This window comes from Ruegeria sp. CDSB086 (genome assembly GCF_059611065.1).
Genome location: NZ_JBXWOV010000007.1, coordinates 78,638 through 96,531 on the forward strand (window position 1 = coordinate 78,638; position 17,894 = coordinate 96,531).

The following is a 17,894-nucleotide window of genomic DNA, read 5'->3' on the forward strand; positions in this document are numbered from 1 at the left end:
GTGACCACTTTCTCTGCCGTTACAAGTGCCTACAAAGGTGCGTGGGCCCGTCGCCGTGTCTTTGTGCCGATCTATCTCGTTGTGCGCCTGCTTTTGGTTGCGCTGATTGCGCCCGGCGTGGCGATCACGGTGAATCTTGCCGTATCGCTATCCAACCAGACGGCGCTGACTGATCAGGCGATCGCTGCATTCATTCTCTCACCTGCCGGGTTTATTGCGGCCGTTGTGGTGCTCAGCCTGTTTCTACTGGCCGAAGTGTTTGTCTTCTCGGTCATGGCCGGGTCGCTGCGGATGGCAGAGCCGGACCCATGGCGCGCCGGCAGTTCTTCGATTAGGCTGATCTTGTCGCGGCTTCCATCCCTGTTCGGATTTGCGGTGCGCTTTGTTGTGCGTGTTTTGCTGTTGGTTCTGCCCTTTGCGATCGTTTCTGCCGTGATCGCGTGGTGGACGCTGACTGAGTATGACATCAACTATTATCTGACATTCCACCCGCCCTCATTCTGGGTGGCTGTGGTGCTGATCGGGGCGGTTGCGCTGGCTATGGCTTGGGTGTTGATCCGACGCCTGTCAGCCTGGGCTTTGTCGCTGCATTTGGTTTTGTTCGAGGGCGTTCACCCCGGACATGCGTTTGGCATCAGTGCCAGTCGGATGGAAGGTATGCGCGGACGCCTCAAGATAGAACTGGCCATCTGGTTGGCTGTGCGCTTTGTCATCGCTGCCGTGATCGCCTGGGTGGCCGGGCTTTTGTTCGCACTGGTGCCGCTGCAAGGCGCAGCCAACCTGAGATTGGCCCTGATTTACAGCCTGGCCGTCGCCGGTATCTGGTCACTGGCCGGACTGGTATTGGCAGCCACGGCTCTGGGCGCACTGGCAGTGCTGCTCGATGGGTTCTTTGATATCCAGACATCGGAACCAACCCCTCCAAAGCCGCGCAACCTGCGCAGAACAATGGTCACGGCTGTTGGGGCCGCCATCGTTGCTGTTCTTGTTGGGATATGGTTCGGGCAGCACCTTCTGGAAAGGGTGCAGGCATCGGACCGTGCAGAGGTTATCGGTCATCGCGGCGCTGCCGCGCTGAAGCCCGAAAACACTATGGCCTCGGTTCTCAAGGCGATCGAGGACGGGGCCGACTGGGTTGAGATCGACGTGCAGGAAACAGCGGATGATGTAGTCATCGTCGCCCATGACAGTGATTTTATGAAACTGGCCGGTGTTAACCTCAAGGTGTGGGATGCCACGATGGAGGATATCGATCAGATCGACATCGGCAGCTGGTTTGGCCCTGAATACGCAGATGAGCGGACGCCGACGCTGCGCGACGTGCTGGAGGCGGCGAAGGGCAAGGCCAAGGTCATTATCGAACTGAAATACTACGGCCACGACGTAGACCTTGAGAATCGGGTTGTCGCCCTCGTCGAAGAACTGGGCATGCAGGACGACATTGCAACGATGTCCCTGAAATACCCGGCAGTGCAAAAGATGAAGACGATTCGCCCCGACTGGCGCGCCGGTGTTCTGGCCGCGACTGCTGTGGGTGATCTGTCGGGTCTCGAAGGTGATTTTGTTGCGGTGAACGCCGCGATGGCGACGCCGGGTTTGGTCAATTCGGTCCATGCGGCGGGTAAGGACATCTATGTCTGGACAGTGAATGATCCGCTGCAAATGTCGGCGATGGCGTCGATGGGGGTGGATGGGCTGATCACGGACCGACCAGCGATGGCAAATGAAGTTCTGCGTGTGCGCGCCGAATTGGGGCCGGCAGAGCGGTTGTTGTTATGGCTGGCGACGACCTTTGGCATGTCCTTTGATACTGAGGCGATGCGCGATGAAAGCCCTTAATCTGGCAGCGATCCTTTTGTTGAGTGCCTCGCCAGCCTTCGCGCAAGACGTCATGCGCAGCTTTGAGTTGCCCGCGCATCGCTCCCTGATGGCGGAGCGCAGCAGCGCAGAGTTGACTCCGTTTGAAACGGATGGCTGTTCGGGTGGTCTTTCGGCCAGTTGGCGCTTTGTGGCGGATACGTTCCCCAGCTTTCGGGGACTGTATGAGGCGCACCCACCGTGGGAATACTGCTGTGTGACCCATGATCGCGCCTATCACCATGCCGGCGGGGCTTTGCGGGCCGAAGACAGTTATGACGCGCGCCTGTCCGCGGACGACACCCTGCGTGCCTGCGTCAAAAAGCATGGGACAGACCATGCCGAGGAATATGCCGAACGCTATGACATGACGGCCGAACAGGTTCGCACCGCCCATTCCGTCACGGCCGAGGCGATGTACGCGGCGGTCCGATTCGGCGGCGGCCCCTGTTCGGGCCTGCCCTGGCGTTGGGGTTTTGGGTATCCGGGGTGCTCGGTGTTTCCACCTTTGGCCCCTGCGCGCGAATGACGTGGTGACAGGCCCCGGATTTTCCATTATCCAACATTTCAAACACGCGAATTAGGATTCTGAGACTCATGGCTGAACACAAGCACGGCGAAATGGATATCACTGTTCAAACCAAAACCTTTGATGGGTTCGTCAAAGCCACCACATGGTGTGTGGTTGCCATCGCCCTCCTTTGCCTGTTCCTGGCGGTCTTCGCCGCATAATCCAAAACGGGGTTGACCTTGATCCGGATTTTGATTGCCTGCCTGCTGGCAGCAACTGTTGCTGGCTGCACGGGATCGCAGCGCCCGCAAGCCGACCGGGCCGAGGTCGTTGCCCGATCCTATCGTGATCCGGGGCCTTCGACCCTGACGCTGTATACGATGATCAGCACGCGCACCGGGTCTGGTGCCCATACTTCGTTGATGATCAGCGGCAGCGAGCGGGTGATCTTTGATCCTGCGGGGTCTTTCCGCGCAGATGTGGTTCCGATCAAGGACGACGTGCTGTACGGTATCACCCCGAATGTCGAGCGCGCCTATCGCAGCTCACACGCGCGCGAGACACATTATGCGCGTATCCAGACGATTCAGGTGAGCCCGCAACAGGCCGAGATTGCCTTGCAGCTGGCCAAACAATCCGGTCCGGTCGCTGGCGCCTATTGTGCGAATTCCACCGCGTCGCTGCTGAAGCAGGTTCCGGGGTTCGAACAGATCGACGTGACCTTTTTTCCGGTCAAGCTGTCAGATCAGTTCGGTCAGATTCCGGGTGTTGTGACAACGGAGTATCGTGAGAACGACGATGCCGACCTGCAAAAAGGTCTGGCCGCCAACAATGCGGCACTGAACCAACTGGAAACGGTCTCAACCCAATAAGTACAGCAACCCGTACAGAGTTGCGGCACCGCTGAAGATCGCTGCCAGCACATTCTTTGTGATCACTCCGACGCTCAGCGCAACCGCGGCGGCCGCCATCCGTGGAATGTCGGGCTGCCCTTCGGTTGCGGTTGGCCAAACAACCAGCGGTGCAATCAGGGCGGGCAGGATGGCGACAGCGGTATAGCGCAAGTGGCGCAACAGCCAGGGAGGCATCGGGCGATCCCCGACGAGGCCGATAAAGACAAACCGCAAACTATAACTGCCAATGGCAAGTCCAATGATGATGGACCAGATCGTGACCGGATCAACAGGGGTCATGATGCGGCCTTTCTGCGTTCGGCGAACAATTCGGCCTGAGCACCGGCCATCATGCCGGCACATCCGGCAATCAGCAGGCCCAGATTGTATGGGATGCCAGCGGTCATCAAAGAAACGACAATGGCGACCAGCGCAGCCACCACATGGGGCAGGGTGCGCATCATTGGCCCGATCATTGCCAGAAATGTAATCGGCAAGGCAAAGTCCAGCGCCCAGCTTTCGGGAATGCGCGTGCCAAGAACCGCGCCCAGATAAGTCGCAAATATCCATAGCGGCGTGATGGGGGTGACCGAGCCCACGAAATAAGCCATGCGCTGGGGCACTGTCATCCTGGGTTCTTTTTCAAACTGCACAATCGAACAGGCATAAGACTGATCGACAGTCAGGTAGGCGGCACAGGCCCGCTGCCACATCGGCGCAGCGCCCAGATAGGGCGTCAGTGACGCTGAATACATCGCCATCCGCAGGTTCACCGCCAGGGCAGAGACAAGAATAATGGCCGTCGGCGTCTGATCCTGCAGCAATTGCAGCGCGGCAAACTGCGCAGCACCCGCAAAGACAGTGGACGTGAAGGCCATGGTTTGCACGATATTCAACCCGGCCTCGGTCGCGAAGACGCCGAACAGGGTGCCAAACGGGATCGCCACAAAAATGAACGGGGTCCCGTCGCGAAAACCCTTCCAGAAGTATGACTTGGATGTGGTGTCTGCCATGGCTAAATCCTATGGTGATCCCCGCAGCAGTAGCGGTCTTGGGAAAGGGTTGCAATTGGCCACGGAACAGAACCAGTCAGACTACATCATCGCCCCAGATCCCGGTGCGCCCCGCCTGACCCGCGCCGTTGAAGGCGTGGACCAGAATGGTGAGGTCAGTCGGATCTCGGTGGTCGAGGAGCGCCCGCTGACGATTTTCCTCAATTCACAGGAAATCGTGACCGCAATGACCATTGGCGATTACCCGGAATACCTGGCGCTGGGTTTCCTGCGCAATCAGGGGATGCTGTTGGCAGATGATGAGATCACGCGCGTTGAATACGATGATGATCTGGAAACCGTGATCGTGCGCACTGCGCGCGAGACCTCGTATGAGGACAAACTGAAGAAAAAGACCCGCACCAGTGGCTGTGCGGTCGGCACGGTGTTCGGTGACATGATGGAAGGATTGGAGAACGTGCGCCTGCCGCAGGTCTCGGTCCGCACGTCGTGGCTCTATGATCTGGCGGCCAAGATCAACCGTACCCCGTCGCTGTATCTTGAGGCTGGGGCGATCCACGGTACAGTGCTGTGTCACGAGAACCGCCCGTTGGTTTATATGGAAGACGTGGGCCGCCACAACGCTGTCGACAAGATCGCCGGCTGGATGCTGTCCGAAGGTGAGGGGGCTGAAGACAAAATCCTCTACACCACCGGACGTCTGACCTCGGAAATGGTGATCAAGACCGCGATGATGGGCATCCCGGTTCTGGCGTCGCGATCGGGCTTCACCGCATGGGGCGTAGAGATTGCCCGCGAAGTCGGACTGACACTGATCGGTCGGATGCGCGGGCAGCGCTTTGTATGTCTTTCAGGTCAGGACCGACTGATGCGTGATGTGGATCCGGCGACTGTGGCGGTCGAGGATAAGAAACACAAAAGGAAAAGCTCCCAGTCCTGAAATCCGTTGGGTAACCAGTCGTTCTGAGAAAACTCTGCAAGTTCCAGAAGATATACACTAAGGTGGAGCAACTCAGAGTGGAATTTTGGATGGTTGCCACGTAGGGAAGCTATGGAATTAATCAGTTTAATTGCACCGGTCTTCGCGGTGATCTTGACGGGGTACGTGTTTTCTTGGACGAATCTTCTGGGTGAAGACACGTCAGAAGCTCTGGTGCAGTTTGCGGTTTACGTCCTGATCCCTGCCATCATGTTTTACCTGATTGGTCAGGAGGAGTTTGAGAACCTTCTAAACTACGGTTTCTACGTGTCGTATGGCGGTACGATACTGGCTCTTTTTGCCGTCCTGTTCATCGGTTTGAAGGCGCTGACGAGTTTTCAGGTCGGATCAGCAACCGTTTTGGCCTTTGCTGGCGTTGCCTCGAACACAGCGTTGGTTGCGCTGCCCATCCTCCATGCGATTTTTGGATCAAAGGGGGCGCTGCCGGCCGTATTGGCAAATCTGGTGGTCGCCATTCTGCTGTTGATCATGACCACCATTCTAGAGACCTCGGCCGGGCACAAGGCAAGCGCCAAGACACCCATTTACAAGATCCTTCTGAATGTTTTGAAAAACCCGATAATCGCTGCAACGTTGTTGGGCGTTCTTTACTCTTTCACAGGTATTGGGTTTTCTGACGCCGTTTCGGATTATTTAGAGCTTATGAGTCAGGCGCTTGCAGCTGTTGCGCTGTTTGCGATCGGGTTCACCACAAGTGTTCGCACGATTGTTCAGACTGGACCGATGATCCTGTTCTTGACAGTAATAAAACTTCTCGTTGTTCCGGGGGTGGTGCTGCTTGCGGGGCATTTGATCGGCCTGGATCCGCTTTGGATCATTGCGGCGACGGTCTCTGCAGCAGCGCCCACGGCAAAGAGCATCTTTTTGCTGGCCAAACATTATGATCAGGAGCCGCAACTCGCCGCTCACATCGTGTCGGCGACCTCGTTCCTGGCGGTCGGGACTTTGATCCTGTGGCTGTTTGTCCTGCATCATCTGCATCCTACCGCGTTCCAATTGAATTGAGTTCGCTCTACAAAGTTGCGATCTATGGATCACTTGGACGCAAGCAACAAGGTGCAGCAATGAACACCCCTTTGGGCGTAATCCTCGCAGGCGGCCTCGCCACCCGTATGGGCGGCGGCGACAAGGGTCTGTTGCAGATCGGGGGGCAAAGCCTGCTGTCTCATGTCATTGACCGGTTCGGCCCGCAGGTAGACGGTCTGGCGCTGAACGCCAATGGCGACCCCGAACGGTTCGCCGATCTGAACCTGCCGGTTCTGCCCGATACCATCGAAGGTTTCGCCGGGCCTTTGGCGGGTGTGCTGGCGGGGCTCGACTGGGCTGCTAAGCAAGGCGCCTACAGCATAGTCACAGCCGCCGCTGACACGCCGTTTTTTCCACGCGATCTTGTGGCACGGCTGACCGACGCTGCCCAAGGGCAAACACATCCTCTGGTGCTGGCCACCACGCCGCGCACCGGGGATGAAGCTCTAAAGTCCGGCGGCGGCAAGCGGGTCAACAGGCATCCGACATTTGGGCTCTGGCCTGTCGCCCTGCGCGATGATCTGCGGGATGCCTTGAATGACGGGCTGCGCAAGGTTGTGCTGTGGACCGACAAACATGACGGTCGTGAAGCTTTGTTTCCTGCGGAACCTTTCGATCCCTTCTTCAACGTCAACACGCCCGACGATTTGGCGCGGGCGCAAAAGCTGCTGGAACAGGCATGAGGGTCTTCGGCGTCACCGGCTGGAAAAACGCAGGCAAGACCGGCCTAGTGGAGCGGTTAGTGGCCGAGATTACTCGGCGCGGCTTCACGGTTTCGACGGTCAAACACGCGCATCACGCCGTCGATGTCGACCAGCCCGGCACCGACAGCCACCGCCATAGAGAAGCCGGTGCGTCCGAGGTGCTGTTGGCATCCGGCAAGCGCATTGCGGTGATGCAGGAACTGCGCGGCGCACCTGAGCCGCCATTGGCTGATCTTCTGACGCGGCTGCTTCCGGTCGACCTCGTTCTGATCGAAGGGTTCAAACGAGAAAGCCACCCCAAGGTCGAAGCGTTTCGCGCTGAGGCCGGCAATGCGTTAATGGCCGGGGAAAACAGTACGATCCGCGCTGTCGCCAGCGATACGCCCCTGCAGGTACAGGTTCCGGTGTTTGATCTGGACAACACCGCCGCAGTCGCGGATTTCATCTTGAAAGAGGTCGGATTATGACGCCGCCGAACATCACGCCTCCGCCCCTGCGAAACGATTGTTTTGCCTTGCCTGCCGGGGTCAACTGGACACCTGTGGACGACGCGCTAGCCTTGTTGCGATCTCGGTTGACGGTGGTGACTTCGGTCGAAACCGTTCTGATCGGGCAGGCTGTGGCGCGGATACTGGCAGAAGACGTTTTTTCGAAACGTTCAAACCCGCCGCAACCGAACACGGCTGTGGATGGCTATGGATTTTCCGGGTCTGTCTCCGAGGGCCCCCAAGTGATGCCGCTGCAGGATGGGCGCGCTGCGGCTGGTATTCCGTTTGATGGCACGGTGCCACACGGCAAGGCGCTGCGCGTGCTGACCGGCGCAGCGCTGCCTGCTGGTGTGGATACGGTCATACTGGAAGAGGACGTGACCGTTCAGGATGGTCACATCGCCTTTCACGGCCCGTTGAAACTGGGCGCAAATACCCGCAAAGCCGGTGAAGATGTGGCCGAAGGTGACATGGTCCTGCCCGCAGGGCGAAGGCTGACTCCCGCTGATATGGCCCTTCTGTCCGCAACCGGGATTGCCGAGTTTGCGGTACGCAAAACGCTACGCGTTGCGGTGCTCTCGACCGGAGATGAACTGGTTGAACCCGGAGAATCCGCCGGACCCGGTCAGATTTTCGACGCCAACCGTCCGATGCTGTTGTCGATGATCGCGCGGCTGGGCTTTTGTCCGGTGGATTTGGGGCGCGTGTCTGACGACCGGGAAGATTTGCGTGACAGATTGAACAAAGCGGCGGAACAGGCCGACGTCATTCTGACCAGCGGCGGTGCGTCCGCCGGGGATGAAGATCACGTCTCGGCCCTGTTGCGAGAGGCCGGTGCGATGCAAGAGTGGCGGATCGCACTGAAACCAGGCCGCCCATTGGCGTTGGGTATGTGGAACGAAACGCCCGTATTTGGCCTGCCGGGTAATCCCGTCGCTGCCAAAGTCTGCACGTTGATCTTTGCCCGCCCTGCGCTGGGTCTGATGGCGGGCGAGGGCTGGTCTCAGCCGCTGGGGTTCGACCTGCCAGCCAATTTCGAAAAGCGCAAAAAACCGGGGCGGCGCGAGTATCTGCGCGCCCGTGTCCGAGACGGTCGGGTCGAGGTTTTTGCTTCAGAAGGTTCGGGTCGTATCAGCGGCCTTAGCTGGGCCGAAGGGCTGGTCGAGATTCAGGATGGCGCATGTCACATCAGGCCGGGCGATCTGGTGCGGTTTATTCCCTATGGCAGCTTTGGACTGTGATCAATCGAAGGTACCTGCGACACGCCCCAGCAGCATGAACGCTCGGGCGGTTCGCGTGTCGCCCAAAGCGGTCAGGTCCGCGTCGCTGGCAACCGGTTCAAATTCAACAATCATGTGATCAAAACGGCGCAGGAAATGATGCACGGCGTCCCGGAATATCGGGTCCTGCTTCATCCGCGCTGCCGTCAGTGCCAGCGAAGACCGGTCCCTGATCCCGCCCAACGCGGCAACCGCGCGGCCGCGCGCGCCCTGTGCGAACTGCCGCCAGATTTCGGGACGCGCCATATCCGGACGCAGATCGTCCATATAGATGCCTTCCTGACTTAGCAGGGTAAGCACGTCCTGCGAAGCCTGCACCAGTTGAGCGGTCTTGCGATCTCGTAGCGCCAGCCTAAGGGCGTCGAACCCTTCAGCATCATCCTGCGTTTCCGGGAAATTCAGCGCTCGAATGAAGGTATCGGTCGTCAATGGTGGCGCGATTTCTTCGGCCGGGGTGCCCAGTTCCAAAGACGTCTGGTCGCCTGTGGCAACAGATGCTTCGCCGCGAACCGGCTCGGTCCGTTTCGACGAAAACGTCGCCAGCGCGGTTTCTGCTTTTTTGGTGGCCTCGGCGATTTCGTTCAGCTTTTTGCTGACACCGGGTTCTTGCAAGCTGGCGGCGCGCTGTTGCTGAATCACGTAAGCCTGACGGATCGCATCTATCGCTGTCTGCAGCCGAGCGCTTTCCTCGCGCATGACGCGACTGGCACGCATCGCCATAGCGGCGACCCAAATCATCGCCACCGGCATGAAAACAGCCAGCAGAGTCACGACGAATCCGCCGCCATCGACCTCGTCGGGAAGCACCAGAAACACAATCGACACAATCAGCCAAACCACGCTAAGCGCGACGGCAACGATCTCGATCTCGGTTACCGAAGGATGTGAAGGCTTATCATATATACCCAAAGGGGTCGGCCGTTCGGGATCTTGTTCGGGATTGGGCTCTGACATGGTCAAGGCTCCGGTCAGGCATACTCGATACTTAGAACTTCATAGGACCGCACACCGCCGGGGGTGCGTACTTCGACACTGTCGCCTTCTTCCTTGCCGATCAACGCCCGCGCGATGGGTGATTTGATATTCAGTAGGCCGTTTTCGATGTTGGCTTCGTATTCGCCAACAATCTGCCAGGTCTTTTCCTCGTCAGTGTCTTCATCCACCAGGGTGACCTTTGCGCCAAATTTGATCGCGCCGTTCAGCTTGGCGGGGTCGATCACATCAGCCAGCGACAGAATGCCTTCCAGCTCTTTGATGCGCCCTTCGATGAAGCCCTGCTTTTCGCGGGCCGAATGATACTCGGCGTTTTCCTTCAGGTCGCCCAGCTCGCGCGCTGTGGCAATAGCTTCGATGATCGCCGGGCGCTCGACGGACTTGAGGTTTTTGAGCTCCGCCCCAAGCGCGGCATTACCCGCAGGCGTCATTGGAATTTTTTCCATGTTCTTGTCGTCCACGCATAAATTGGTTCGCCCCGCCGCATGAGACACGCGTCGGGGCGATTTGATGGGTCGTCAATTAACTGACCCAAATGAGGCGTGAATTGCAAGGGGGCTCGGTCGCACAACGCGCGGATTACGGCCTATGGTGTTCGGGAAAAGTCTGAATCGCCAATACCCTGCCACGCTCGTGGCTCTCGGGGCATTGGCGATGAAGAATCTATCGGGTGTTTCCCAGAACGCCTTAATCGTAGCTAATCACTTCGAATTCGATGTCATTGTCGTCATTGAAATAGAACCGCCGACCCGGTTCATAATCAGCATGGGACTTGGGCGTAAAACCGGCGTCGATCACCTTCTGCTCGGTCGTGTCGATGTCTTCGACCAGAACGCCCACGTGGTTCAGCCCACCGACGATGTCATAGCTGCTTTCCCCGGACGGTTGTGGATCGCTGGGCGCGTAAAGCGCCAGATAGGTGTGCTTGGAGCCCACGTGAACCGTGTAACCGCCTGCAATTGCCGGGCCTTCCCAGCGTGTTTTCCAACCGAACACCTTGTGCATCCACGCAGCCGAGGCCTGCGGGTCGCGAACGGTGAAGTTGGTGTGTTCAAGTGTCGCCATCATAGGATCTCCTTCGTGTTTTGAGGCTTGTCCCGACTCACCATAATTCCTAAACCTAACTTTAGATCAAGGGATTTTTCAGGAGGATGTGATGGCGGCTTCGGAAGGGTTGGCAATTGGCGCATTGGCCCGGCGCACAGGCTTGGCCGTTTCGGCGATCCGGTACTATGAGGCGCAAGGTCTGATATCGCCCTGGCGCAATGCGGGCGGGCAGCGGCGGTATCAGCGCGCAGATATCAGACGCCTGAGTTTTGTGATGATTGCGCAGCAGTTCGGCCTGACCTTGCCCGAGATCCGCGAGGTCCTGTCTGGCCTGCCTGGAAACCGCACGCCAACACCGCAGGATTGGCAGGACATCAGCAAGGGGCTAAGGGCCCATCTGGACCAGCGAATCGATACCCTGACGCGCTTGCGCGACAATTTGGATGGCTGCATTGGTTGCGGATGTCTAAGCCTGCCGAAATGCGCCCTCTACAACCCGGATGACCGCGCAAAATCCAATGGTAGCGGTCCCAGGTACCTGATGGGGGACTCACCAGAGGCATAACTGCCGCATTGCAGCAAAGTTACGCCGTGTTTTGATTGACCAAGGTGTTTGCGACCATGTAATCAGCCGTGAAACAAAATTGCGCAGAGCATGCAGTGAAAGCGCCAATTCGGAAAGTTAGCTAGGGAGCCCGCGATGGCCGAGATTGAACGCGAAGCGATGGAATACGACGTGGTGATCGTGGGTGCAGGCCCCGCGGGCCTGTCGGCGGCCATCCGTCTGAAACAGCTGGATGCCGACCTGAACGTCGTGGTTCTGGAAAAGGGCTCGGAAGTGGGCGCGCATATCCTGTCGGGCGCGGTTCTGGACCCTTGTGGGCTGGACGCACTGATCCCGGACTGGAAAGAAAAAGGCGCGCCACTGAACGTGCCGGTGCATGAAGACAACTTCTACATGCTGGGCGAGGCGGGCAAGATCCGCATTCCCAATTTCCCGATGCCGCCGCTGATGAACAACCACGGAAATTATATCGTGTCGATGGGCAATGTCTGCCGCTGGATGGCCGAACAGGCGGAAGAACTGGGCGTGGAAATCTTCCCCGGCATGGCGTGTTCCGAACTGGTCTACGGCGACAAAGGCGAAGTCAAAGGCGTCGTCGCCGGTGTCTTCGGTCTGGAGCCTGATGGATCATATGGGCCGCAGACCGAGCCCGGTATGGAGCTGCATGGCAAATACGTCTTCCTGTCGGAAGGTGTGCGCGGTTCGCTGTCCAAGGAAGTGATCGCCAAGTATGACCTCTCTGCTGGTAAAGAGGTGCAGAAATACGGCGTCGGCATGAAAGAGATCTGGGAGATCGACCCGGCCAAGCACAAGGAAGGCTCGGTCACGCACACGATGGGTTGGCCGCTGGGCAGCAACGCGGGCGGCGGGTCGTTCATCTATCACCTTGAAAACAATCAGGTCTATGTCGGTTTCGTGGTTCACCTGAACTACAAGAACCCGCATCTGTATCCGTACATGGAGTTCCAGCGTTTCAAGCATCACCCGATGGTGGCCGAGCTGCTGAAAGGCGGCAAGCGCGTCGCTTACGGTGCCCGTGCAATTACCGAGGGTGGCTATCAGTCGATGCCCAAGCTTGTCGCGCCGGGCGTGGCTCTGTTGGGCTGTTCCGCAGGCATGGTCAACGTGCCGCGCATTAAGGGCAACCACAACGCGATGTTGTCGGGCAAAGCGGCGGCTGAAGCGGCGTTTGATGCCATCAAGACCGAGCGTTCGGGTGATGAACTGACCGCCTATGAAACCGACGTGCGCGAAGGTGCAATCGGCGCAGACCTGAAGAAGGTGCGCAACGTCAAGCCGCTGTGGTCGAAATACGGCCTGACCGCCAGCCTGATGCTGGGCGGCATGGATATGTGGACTAACACGCTGGGCTTTTCGCTGCTGGGCACGCTGGGTCACGGCAAGAACGATGCTGAATCGACCGAAGAGGCCAGCAAGCACAAGCCCATCGATTATCCAAAGCCCGATGGCAAGCTGTCCTTTGACCGTCTGACCAACGTTTCCTTTGCGATGACCAACCACGAGGAAAGCCAGCCTTGCCACCTGAAGCTGGCCGATCCGGAAATCCCGGTCAAAGTAAACTTGCCCAAGTTCGACGAACCGGCGCAGCGCTATTGCCCGGCTGGTGTGTACGAGATGGTCGAGGATGAAGATGGCGCGCGATTCGTCATCAACTTCCAGAACTGCGTCCACTGCAAAACCTGCGACATCAAGGATCCCAGTCAGAACATCACCTGGACCACGCCGCAGGGCGGGGATGGACCGAACTATCCCAACATGTAAGCGAAAACATGGGCAATGGCGGGGTCGTGAAGGCTCTGCCATTGCCTCTTTCCGGTCAAAGCCCTAGCTTGTTGTCCAGTCAACGATAGCAAGGCAGGATTTTGGTGGCTTCCCTCGTTCGTCGCGCGGCATTTGCCGCGCTGTTAACCTCGGCATTTGCATTCCCGGCGCTGTCGGATTCTGGCTCTGGGTCGTATCTGGCCGGACGTCAGGCGATTTATCAAAGCGACTATATTTCTGCCGAGAAATATTATACGCGGGCCCTGCGCGCCGATCCCGAAAATGGCAAACTTCTGGAAAACGTCGTCGTAGCGCGTCTTGCATTGGGCGAGATTGAGCGCGCGCTGCCGGTTGCGCAGTCAATTGAGGCGCTCGAACTACCAAGTCAGGCGGCAAAGATGGTCATTATGGCCAACCTGATCGACGACGGAAAGCTCGATGAGTTGCTTGCACGTGATCCTGAAACCCAAGGCGTTGGGCCATTAGTAGATGGCTTGGTTCTGGGTTGGGTCTATGTGGCGCAAGGTGCCATGACCAAAGCGATGGAAAAGTTCGACGAAGTTGGCACCCAAGAGGGGCTTCTGGAATTCGCGCTTTACCACAAGGCGTTGGCGCTGGCGTCCATTGGTGACTTCGAAGGGGCCGAAGAGATTTTTGCGGCAAACAACGGAGCGGTGTCGCGGTTCTCGCGCCGGGCGGCCTTGGCCCGGACCGAAGTATTGTCGCAGCTGGACCGCAACGAAGACGCCCTGCAATATCTGAAAGACGTTTTCGCGGCGGGCAGCGACCCATCCATCGAAGGTTACGTGGCGCGTTTGAAGGCGGGTGAAACGTTGCCATTTACACACATACAGTCGGCGCAGGACGGTATGGCTGAAGTGTTCTTTTCTGTCGGTGCCGCGCTCAGCAGCGAGGCGTCACAGGACTATGTACTTCTCTATGCCCGGATTGCCGCGTTTCTGAGCCCGGACCACGTGGACGCAATCCTACTAAGCGCCGAGTTGCTGGATGCACTGGAACAATATGACCTGGCCGTCGAAGCCTATCGTATGGTGCCGTCCACCAGCAGCGATTACCACGCGGCCGAGTTGGGCCGGGCCGAGGTTCTGAGCCGATCGGGAAAAACGGATGCAGCCGCCGAAGTTCTGCAGAACCTCGCGGCGCAAAGCCCCAGCCTGCCCAGTGTGCATGTAGCCCTGGCTGATCTGCAACGGCGGCAAGAAAACTATGTCGATGCCGTTGGGACCTATGACACTGCTATCGAACTGACCGAGCAGGGTGTCAGCGGCAACTGGTTTTTGTATTACGCCCGCGGTATCTCGCATGAGCGTCTCAAGCACTGGGAAGCGGCTGAGGCCGATTTCCGTCGCGCGCTGGAACTGAACCCTGATCAACCACAAGTTCTGAACTATTTGGGCTACTCGCTGGTCGAACGGCAGGAAAAGCTGGACGAAGCACTGAACATGATCGAACGCGCTGTCGCGGCGCGCCCTGACAGCGGCTATATTGTCGACAGTCTTGGCTGGGTTCTGTTCCGACTGGGCCGCTATGACGAAGCCGTCGCGCATATGGAGCGTGCGGTCGAACTGATGCCGGTTGATCCTGTGGTAAATGACCACCTTGGCGATGTCTATTGGGCCGTGGGCCGCGCGCGCGAAGCTGAGTTTCAGTGGAAGCGTGCTCTGTCCTTTGTTGATCCCGACGACACGGATGGTGAGGCCGACCCCGAGCGCATTCGTCGCAAGATTGAGGTGGGCCTGGACGCGGTCTTGGCCGAAGAAGGCGCCGATCCCCTGAAAGTCGCCAATGGCAATTGAGGGTTTCGCGCCCGCCAAGATCAACCTGACCCTGCATGTGACCGGCCGACGCGATGATGGATATCATCTGCTGGACTCTCTCGTCGTGTTTGCAGATGTCGGGGATAAGCTGGAATTCACGCTGGGGTCAGAGCTGTCGATGTCAGTGGCCGGTGAACACGCCAAGGGCGTTCCGGCGGACGACCGAAATCTAGTCTGGAAAGCTGCCGCCGCCGCTGGATGGACCGGGCATATCAACCTGAACAAAGCGCTGCCCCACGGTGGTGGCATTGGCGGCGGATCATCCGACGCCGCGGCGACATTGCGCATGATTGCAGATCAGGGTGTGGCTATCCCCAGCGAAACTGCCCTGACCCTTGGTGCGGATGTGCCGGTTTGCATGATGGCAAGGGCCACCCGGATGCGCGGCATCGGCGAGCGGTTGCAGCCGGTCTCACTGCCGCAATTGCCAGCGCTTTTGGTCAATCCTGATGTCGAAGTCCCAACCGGCGCCGTATTCTCTGCCTTGCAGAGCCGCGACAACCCGCCAATGCCTGATGAAATCCCGGTCTTTTTGACGCCCAAGGCATGCGCGGATTGGGTGCAGGAACAACGCAATGACTTAGAGCCACCGACAAAGGGCATCGCACCCGAGGTTGCCCGGGTGTTGGATGATCTGTCGGATACGAAAGATGTTCTGCTGGCTCGGATGTCAGGTTCGGGTTCGACCTGTTTTGCGCTCTACCCAACCATGAAAGCCGCCCATTTCGCAGCTTACGAGATTGGCGCGGCGCACCCCGATTGGTGGTGCCGCGCCACGCAGCTTAATTGAGGCGCGAAACCACGTAGTCAGCCAGATCGCGCAGCAACGACCGGATCTCGTGATCCGGCAGCGCATCCAGCGCGGTCTTGGCTTTGGTGGCCCACCCAAACGCATCCGACCGTGTGGCGTCCAGCGTGCCGTATTTGTTCATCAGGCTCAGCGCATGGTCCAGATCGCCGTCTTCCTGACGGCCTCGACCAATTGTACGCTCCCAAAAGGCGTGCTCTTCCGGGGTGGCCTGTGCGATAGCCTTGATGACGGGCAAGGTCAGTTTGCGCTCGCGGAAGTCGTCGCCGACATTCTTTCCGGTCGCCTTGCTGTCCCCCTGATAATCCAGCAGGTCATCGGCAATTTGGAACGCAATTCCCAGCGCATCGCCGTATTCGTATAGCGCCTTAACCTGATCCTCAGCCGCGCCAGCAATCACGCCGCCCACTTCGGTCGCGGCGGAAAACAGCGCGGCGGTCTTGCCGCGCACGACCTGCAAATAGATTGCCTCGGTAGTGCCCAGATCGGTGGCAGCTGTCATCTGCAACACTTCGCCCTCGGCAATGGTGGCCGAGGCATTGGCCAGAATGTCCAGCACCCGCAGCGACCCGGTCTCAACCATCAGCTGGAAACTGCGGGAAAACAGGTAGTCGCCGACAAGAACGCTGGATTTATTGTCCCACAACAAGTTCGCCGTGGGGCGGCCACGCCGCTGTGCGCTTTCATCAACGACATCGTCGTGCAACAGGGTTGCGGTGTGGATGAATTCAACCGTCGCGGCCAGTCGCACGTGATGATCACCCGGATAGTCAAACATTCGGGCCGCCGCCAGCGTCAGCATTGGGCGCAGACGCTTGCCGCCTGCTTCAACCAGATGCGCAGTCACTTCCGGGATGCGCGGAGCGTGTTCCGAGGCCATGCGCGTGCGGATCAACTGGGTTACGGCGTCCATTTCGCCGTCCAGAATCTCTGCCAGGCGCTCATGCGGTTTCGAGATCGTGTCGATGTTCATCACTCTCCTGATACAAGGCTCGACTTCCGCCTTGCCTTGCCCTTACATCCATCCCCATGAAAGAACTTTTGCGCAGCACCGATCCGACGATTCTGGCCTTTGCTTCCGCCCTTCTTGAGGGCGAGGATATAGACTGCTTTCAGATGGACGTAAATATGAGCATCCTCGAAGGAGGCATAGGAATCTTTCCGCGCCGCCTGATGGTGCGGGCCGATGACCTGACCCGCGCAGAACGGGTAATGCGTGACAACGAAATCCCTCTGGGCAGATGAACCTGTTTTCCGATAGTGAATTGACCCAAAATGATTTTCTGGGCGGGCGCGTGCGTTTGCTGCAGCCACGCGCAGGGTATCGTGCAGGTGTTGACCCGGTTCTGCTGGCGGCGGCGGTCCCGGCGACACGTGGTCACACCGTGTTGGAACTGGGCTGCGGCGCGGGTGCCGCGATCCTGTGCCTGCTGGCCCGCGTGCCGGGTCTGCAGGCCGTTGGGGTCGAGTTACAGGCAAGCTATGCAGAATTGGCACGCCGAAACGCCGCGGAAAATGACGCGCCGCTGGAGGTAGTCGAGGCCGATATCAGTGCATTGCCAGCTACGCTCAAACAGCGGCAATTCGATCATGTACTCGCAAACCCGCCTTATTACCGTGCTGGTGCGCATAGCCCGGCCGATGACACGGGGCGTAGTATTGCGTTGGGTGAGCAAACGCCTTTGGAGACATGGATTGACTGCGCGGCCAAGCGCCTCGCGCCTCGCGGGTACTTGCATATGATCCAGAAAGCCAACCGTCTTCCCGACATATTGATGGCATGCGAAGGGCGGCTGGGATCGGTCGAAATCCTGCCACTGGCCGCTAGAGCCGGTCGCAAGGCAGAATTGGTAATTTTACGGGCCAGAAAGGGTGGGCGCGCCGATTTTCAGCTGCGTGCGCCAGTCGTATTACACGACGGGGATCGACACGAACGTGATGGGGAAAGCTATACGCCACAGGTCTCAGACGTATTGCGCAAAGGGGCCTCGCTGCCGGGGTTTACTGATCAATAGGCATTAACCAGCCGAATTTGTCGGATTTATTACAGATTCTGTGCGTCTGCGGCGTGACAGGCTGGAAACGATGT

The 17,894-nt window shown here is 58.5% G+C and carries 21 protein-coding genes; 15 read left to right on the top strand and 6 right to left on the bottom strand.

Annotated features, from left to right (window positions below; genetic code table 11):
* The 4 genes from AC2FIO_RS15365 (at position 1) to AC2FIO_RS15380 (ending at position 3,240) form a co-directional block, all read left to right on the top strand.
* On the top strand, positions 1 to 1,839 hold the full coding sequence (locus AC2FIO_RS15365; RefSeq protein ID WP_496698708.1) for a glycerophosphodiester phosphodiesterase: 1,839 nt from the start codon (positions 1 to 3) through the stop codon (positions 1,837 to 1,839).
* Positions 1,826 to 2,386 carry a hypothetical protein gene (locus tag AC2FIO_RS15370; protein ID WP_496698710.1) on the top strand — a complete coding sequence of 187 codons (561 nt, stop codon included), beginning with the start codon at positions 1,826 to 1,828 and terminating at the stop codon, positions 2,384 to 2,386. The genes AC2FIO_RS15365 and AC2FIO_RS15370 overlap by 14 nt, the downstream gene beginning before the upstream one ends.
* 68 nt (positions 2,387 to 2,454) lie before the next feature.
* A complete protein-coding gene (locus tag AC2FIO_RS15375; RefSeq protein WP_058273578.1) occupies positions 2,455 to 2,589 on the top strand; it encodes an aa3-type cytochrome c oxidase subunit IV in 135 nt (44 codons plus the stop codon).
* 18 nt (positions 2,590 to 2,607) lie between these two features.
* A complete protein-coding gene (locus tag AC2FIO_RS15380; RefSeq protein WP_282169832.1) occupies positions 2,608 to 3,240 on the top strand; it encodes a hypothetical protein in 633 nt (210 codons plus the stop codon).
* Here the strand turns inward: AC2FIO_RS15380 and AC2FIO_RS15385 are convergent.
* Together AC2FIO_RS15385 and AC2FIO_RS15390 are read right to left on the bottom strand one after the other, a co-directional pair.
* Positions 3,229 to 3,561 (bottom strand): AzlD domain-containing protein, encoded by a 333-nt coding sequence (locus AC2FIO_RS15385; protein WP_058273577.1) that lies wholly within the window; start codon positions 3,559 to 3,561, stop codon positions 3,229 to 3,231. The genes AC2FIO_RS15380 and AC2FIO_RS15385 overlap by 12 nt on opposite strands.
* Entirely contained in the window at positions 3,558 to 4,274 is a 717-nt protein-coding gene (locus AC2FIO_RS15390; RefSeq protein WP_282169831.1) for an AzlC family ABC transporter permease, read from the bottom strand. The genes AC2FIO_RS15385 and AC2FIO_RS15390 overlap by 4 nt, the downstream gene beginning before the upstream one ends.
* Here AC2FIO_RS15390 and AC2FIO_RS15395 point away from each other — a divergent pair.
* The 5 genes from AC2FIO_RS15395 to AC2FIO_RS15415 all read left to right on the top strand — a co-directional run bounded on the left by AC2FIO_RS15395 (position 4,273) and on the right by AC2FIO_RS15415 (position 8,733).
* Positions 4,273 to 5,214, top strand: a complete 942-nt coding sequence (locus tag AC2FIO_RS15395; protein WP_432653524.1) for a formate dehydrogenase accessory sulfurtransferase FdhD — start codon at positions 4,273 to 4,275, stop codon at positions 5,212 to 5,214. The two genes, AC2FIO_RS15390 and AC2FIO_RS15395, sit on opposite strands and share 2 nt — an antisense overlap.
* A gap of 111 nt (positions 5,215 to 5,325) precedes the next feature.
* A complete protein-coding gene (locus AC2FIO_RS15400; RefSeq protein ID WP_058278827.1) occupies positions 5,326 to 6,279 on the top strand; it encodes an AEC family transporter in 954 nt (317 codons plus the stop codon).
* 59 nt (positions 6,280 to 6,338) lie between these two features.
* Positions 6,339 to 6,983: a molybdenum cofactor guanylyltransferase MobA gene (gene mobA / locus AC2FIO_RS15405; RefSeq protein ID WP_282120084.1), complete on the top strand. Its 645-nt coding sequence runs from the start codon at positions 6,339 to 6,341 to the stop codon at positions 6,981 to 6,983.
* Positions 6,980 to 7,471 carry a molybdopterin-guanine dinucleotide biosynthesis protein B gene (gene mobB, locus AC2FIO_RS15410; RefSeq protein WP_496698715.1) on the top strand — a complete coding sequence of 164 codons (492 nt, stop codon included), beginning with the start codon at positions 6,980 to 6,982 and terminating at the stop codon, positions 7,469 to 7,471. The genes mobA and mobB overlap by 4 nt, the downstream gene beginning before the upstream one ends.
* Positions 7,468 to 8,733, top strand: a complete 1,266-nt coding sequence (locus AC2FIO_RS15415; protein ID WP_496698717.1) for a molybdenum cofactor synthesis domain-containing protein — start codon at positions 7,468 to 7,470, stop codon at positions 8,731 to 8,733. The genes mobB and AC2FIO_RS15415 overlap by 4 nt, the downstream gene beginning before the upstream one ends.
* On the opposite strand, the gene AC2FIO_RS15420 is transcribed toward AC2FIO_RS15415, so the two are convergent.
* The 3 genes from AC2FIO_RS15420 to AC2FIO_RS15430 form a co-directional block, all read right to left on the bottom strand.
* Positions 8,734 to 9,726, bottom strand: coding sequence for a hypothetical protein (locus AC2FIO_RS15420; RefSeq protein ID WP_496698718.1), 993 nt, complete (start codon positions 9,724 to 9,726; stop codon positions 8,734 to 8,736). It abuts the gene before it with no gap.
* Positions 9,727 to 9,740: 14 nt separating this feature from the next.
* On the bottom strand, positions 9,741 to 10,211 hold the full coding sequence (gene greA, locus AC2FIO_RS15425) for a transcription elongation factor GreA (RefSeq protein ID WP_058278909.1): 471 nt from the start codon (positions 10,209 to 10,211) through the stop codon (positions 9,741 to 9,743).
* Positions 10,212 to 10,452: 241 nt separating this feature from the next.
* Entirely contained in the window at positions 10,453 to 10,833 is a 381-nt protein-coding gene (locus AC2FIO_RS15430; RefSeq protein ID WP_058273569.1) for a VOC family protein, read from the bottom strand.
* 88 nt (positions 10,834 to 10,921) lie between these two features.
* Between AC2FIO_RS15430 and soxR the strand changes: the two genes are divergently transcribed.
* From soxR to AC2FIO_RS15450, 4 genes are all read left to right on the top strand, one after another.
* On the top strand, positions 10,922 to 11,377 hold the full coding sequence (soxR, locus tag AC2FIO_RS15435) for a redox-sensitive transcriptional activator SoxR (protein ID WP_058278822.1): 456 nt from the start codon (positions 10,922 to 10,924) through the stop codon (positions 11,375 to 11,377).
* 135 nt (positions 11,378 to 11,512) lie between these two features.
* On the top strand, positions 11,513 to 13,159 hold the full coding sequence (locus AC2FIO_RS15440) for an electron transfer flavoprotein-ubiquinone oxidoreductase (protein ID WP_496698722.1): 1,647 nt from the start codon (positions 11,513 to 11,515) through the stop codon (positions 13,157 to 13,159).
* A gap of 104 nt (positions 13,160 to 13,263) precedes the next feature.
* Positions 13,264 to 14,976 (top strand): tetratricopeptide repeat protein, encoded by a 1,713-nt coding sequence (locus AC2FIO_RS15445; RefSeq protein WP_496698724.1) that lies wholly within the window; start codon positions 13,264 to 13,266, stop codon positions 14,974 to 14,976.
* On the top strand, positions 14,966 to 15,787 hold the full coding sequence (locus tag AC2FIO_RS15450) for a 4-(cytidine 5'-diphospho)-2-C-methyl-D-erythritol kinase (protein WP_496698725.1): 822 nt from the start codon (positions 14,966 to 14,968) through the stop codon (positions 15,785 to 15,787). The genes AC2FIO_RS15445 and AC2FIO_RS15450 overlap by 11 nt, the downstream gene beginning before the upstream one ends.
* Here the strand turns inward: AC2FIO_RS15450 and AC2FIO_RS15455 are convergent.
* Entirely contained in the window at positions 15,780 to 16,778 is a 999-nt protein-coding gene (locus AC2FIO_RS15455; protein WP_496698727.1) for a polyprenyl synthetase family protein, read from the bottom strand. The two genes, AC2FIO_RS15450 and AC2FIO_RS15455, sit on opposite strands and share 8 nt — an antisense overlap.
* A gap of 56 nt (positions 16,779 to 16,834) precedes the next feature.
* Between AC2FIO_RS15455 and AC2FIO_RS15460 the strand changes: the two genes are divergently transcribed.
* The gene (locus AC2FIO_RS15460; RefSeq protein ID WP_037316655.1) at positions 16,835 to 17,050 is read left to right on the top strand and encodes a putative signal transducing protein; all 216 of its coding nucleotides are present in this window, start codon (positions 16,835 to 16,837) and stop codon (positions 17,048 to 17,050) included.
* Positions 17,047 to 17,820, top strand: coding sequence for a tRNA1(Val) (adenine(37)-N6)-methyltransferase (locus tag AC2FIO_RS15465; protein ID WP_496698729.1), 774 nt, complete (start codon positions 17,047 to 17,049; stop codon positions 17,818 to 17,820). Before AC2FIO_RS15460 ends, AC2FIO_RS15465 begins: the two co-directional genes overlap by 4 nt.
* The last annotated feature ends 74 nt before the right edge of the window (positions 17,821 to 17,894 follow it).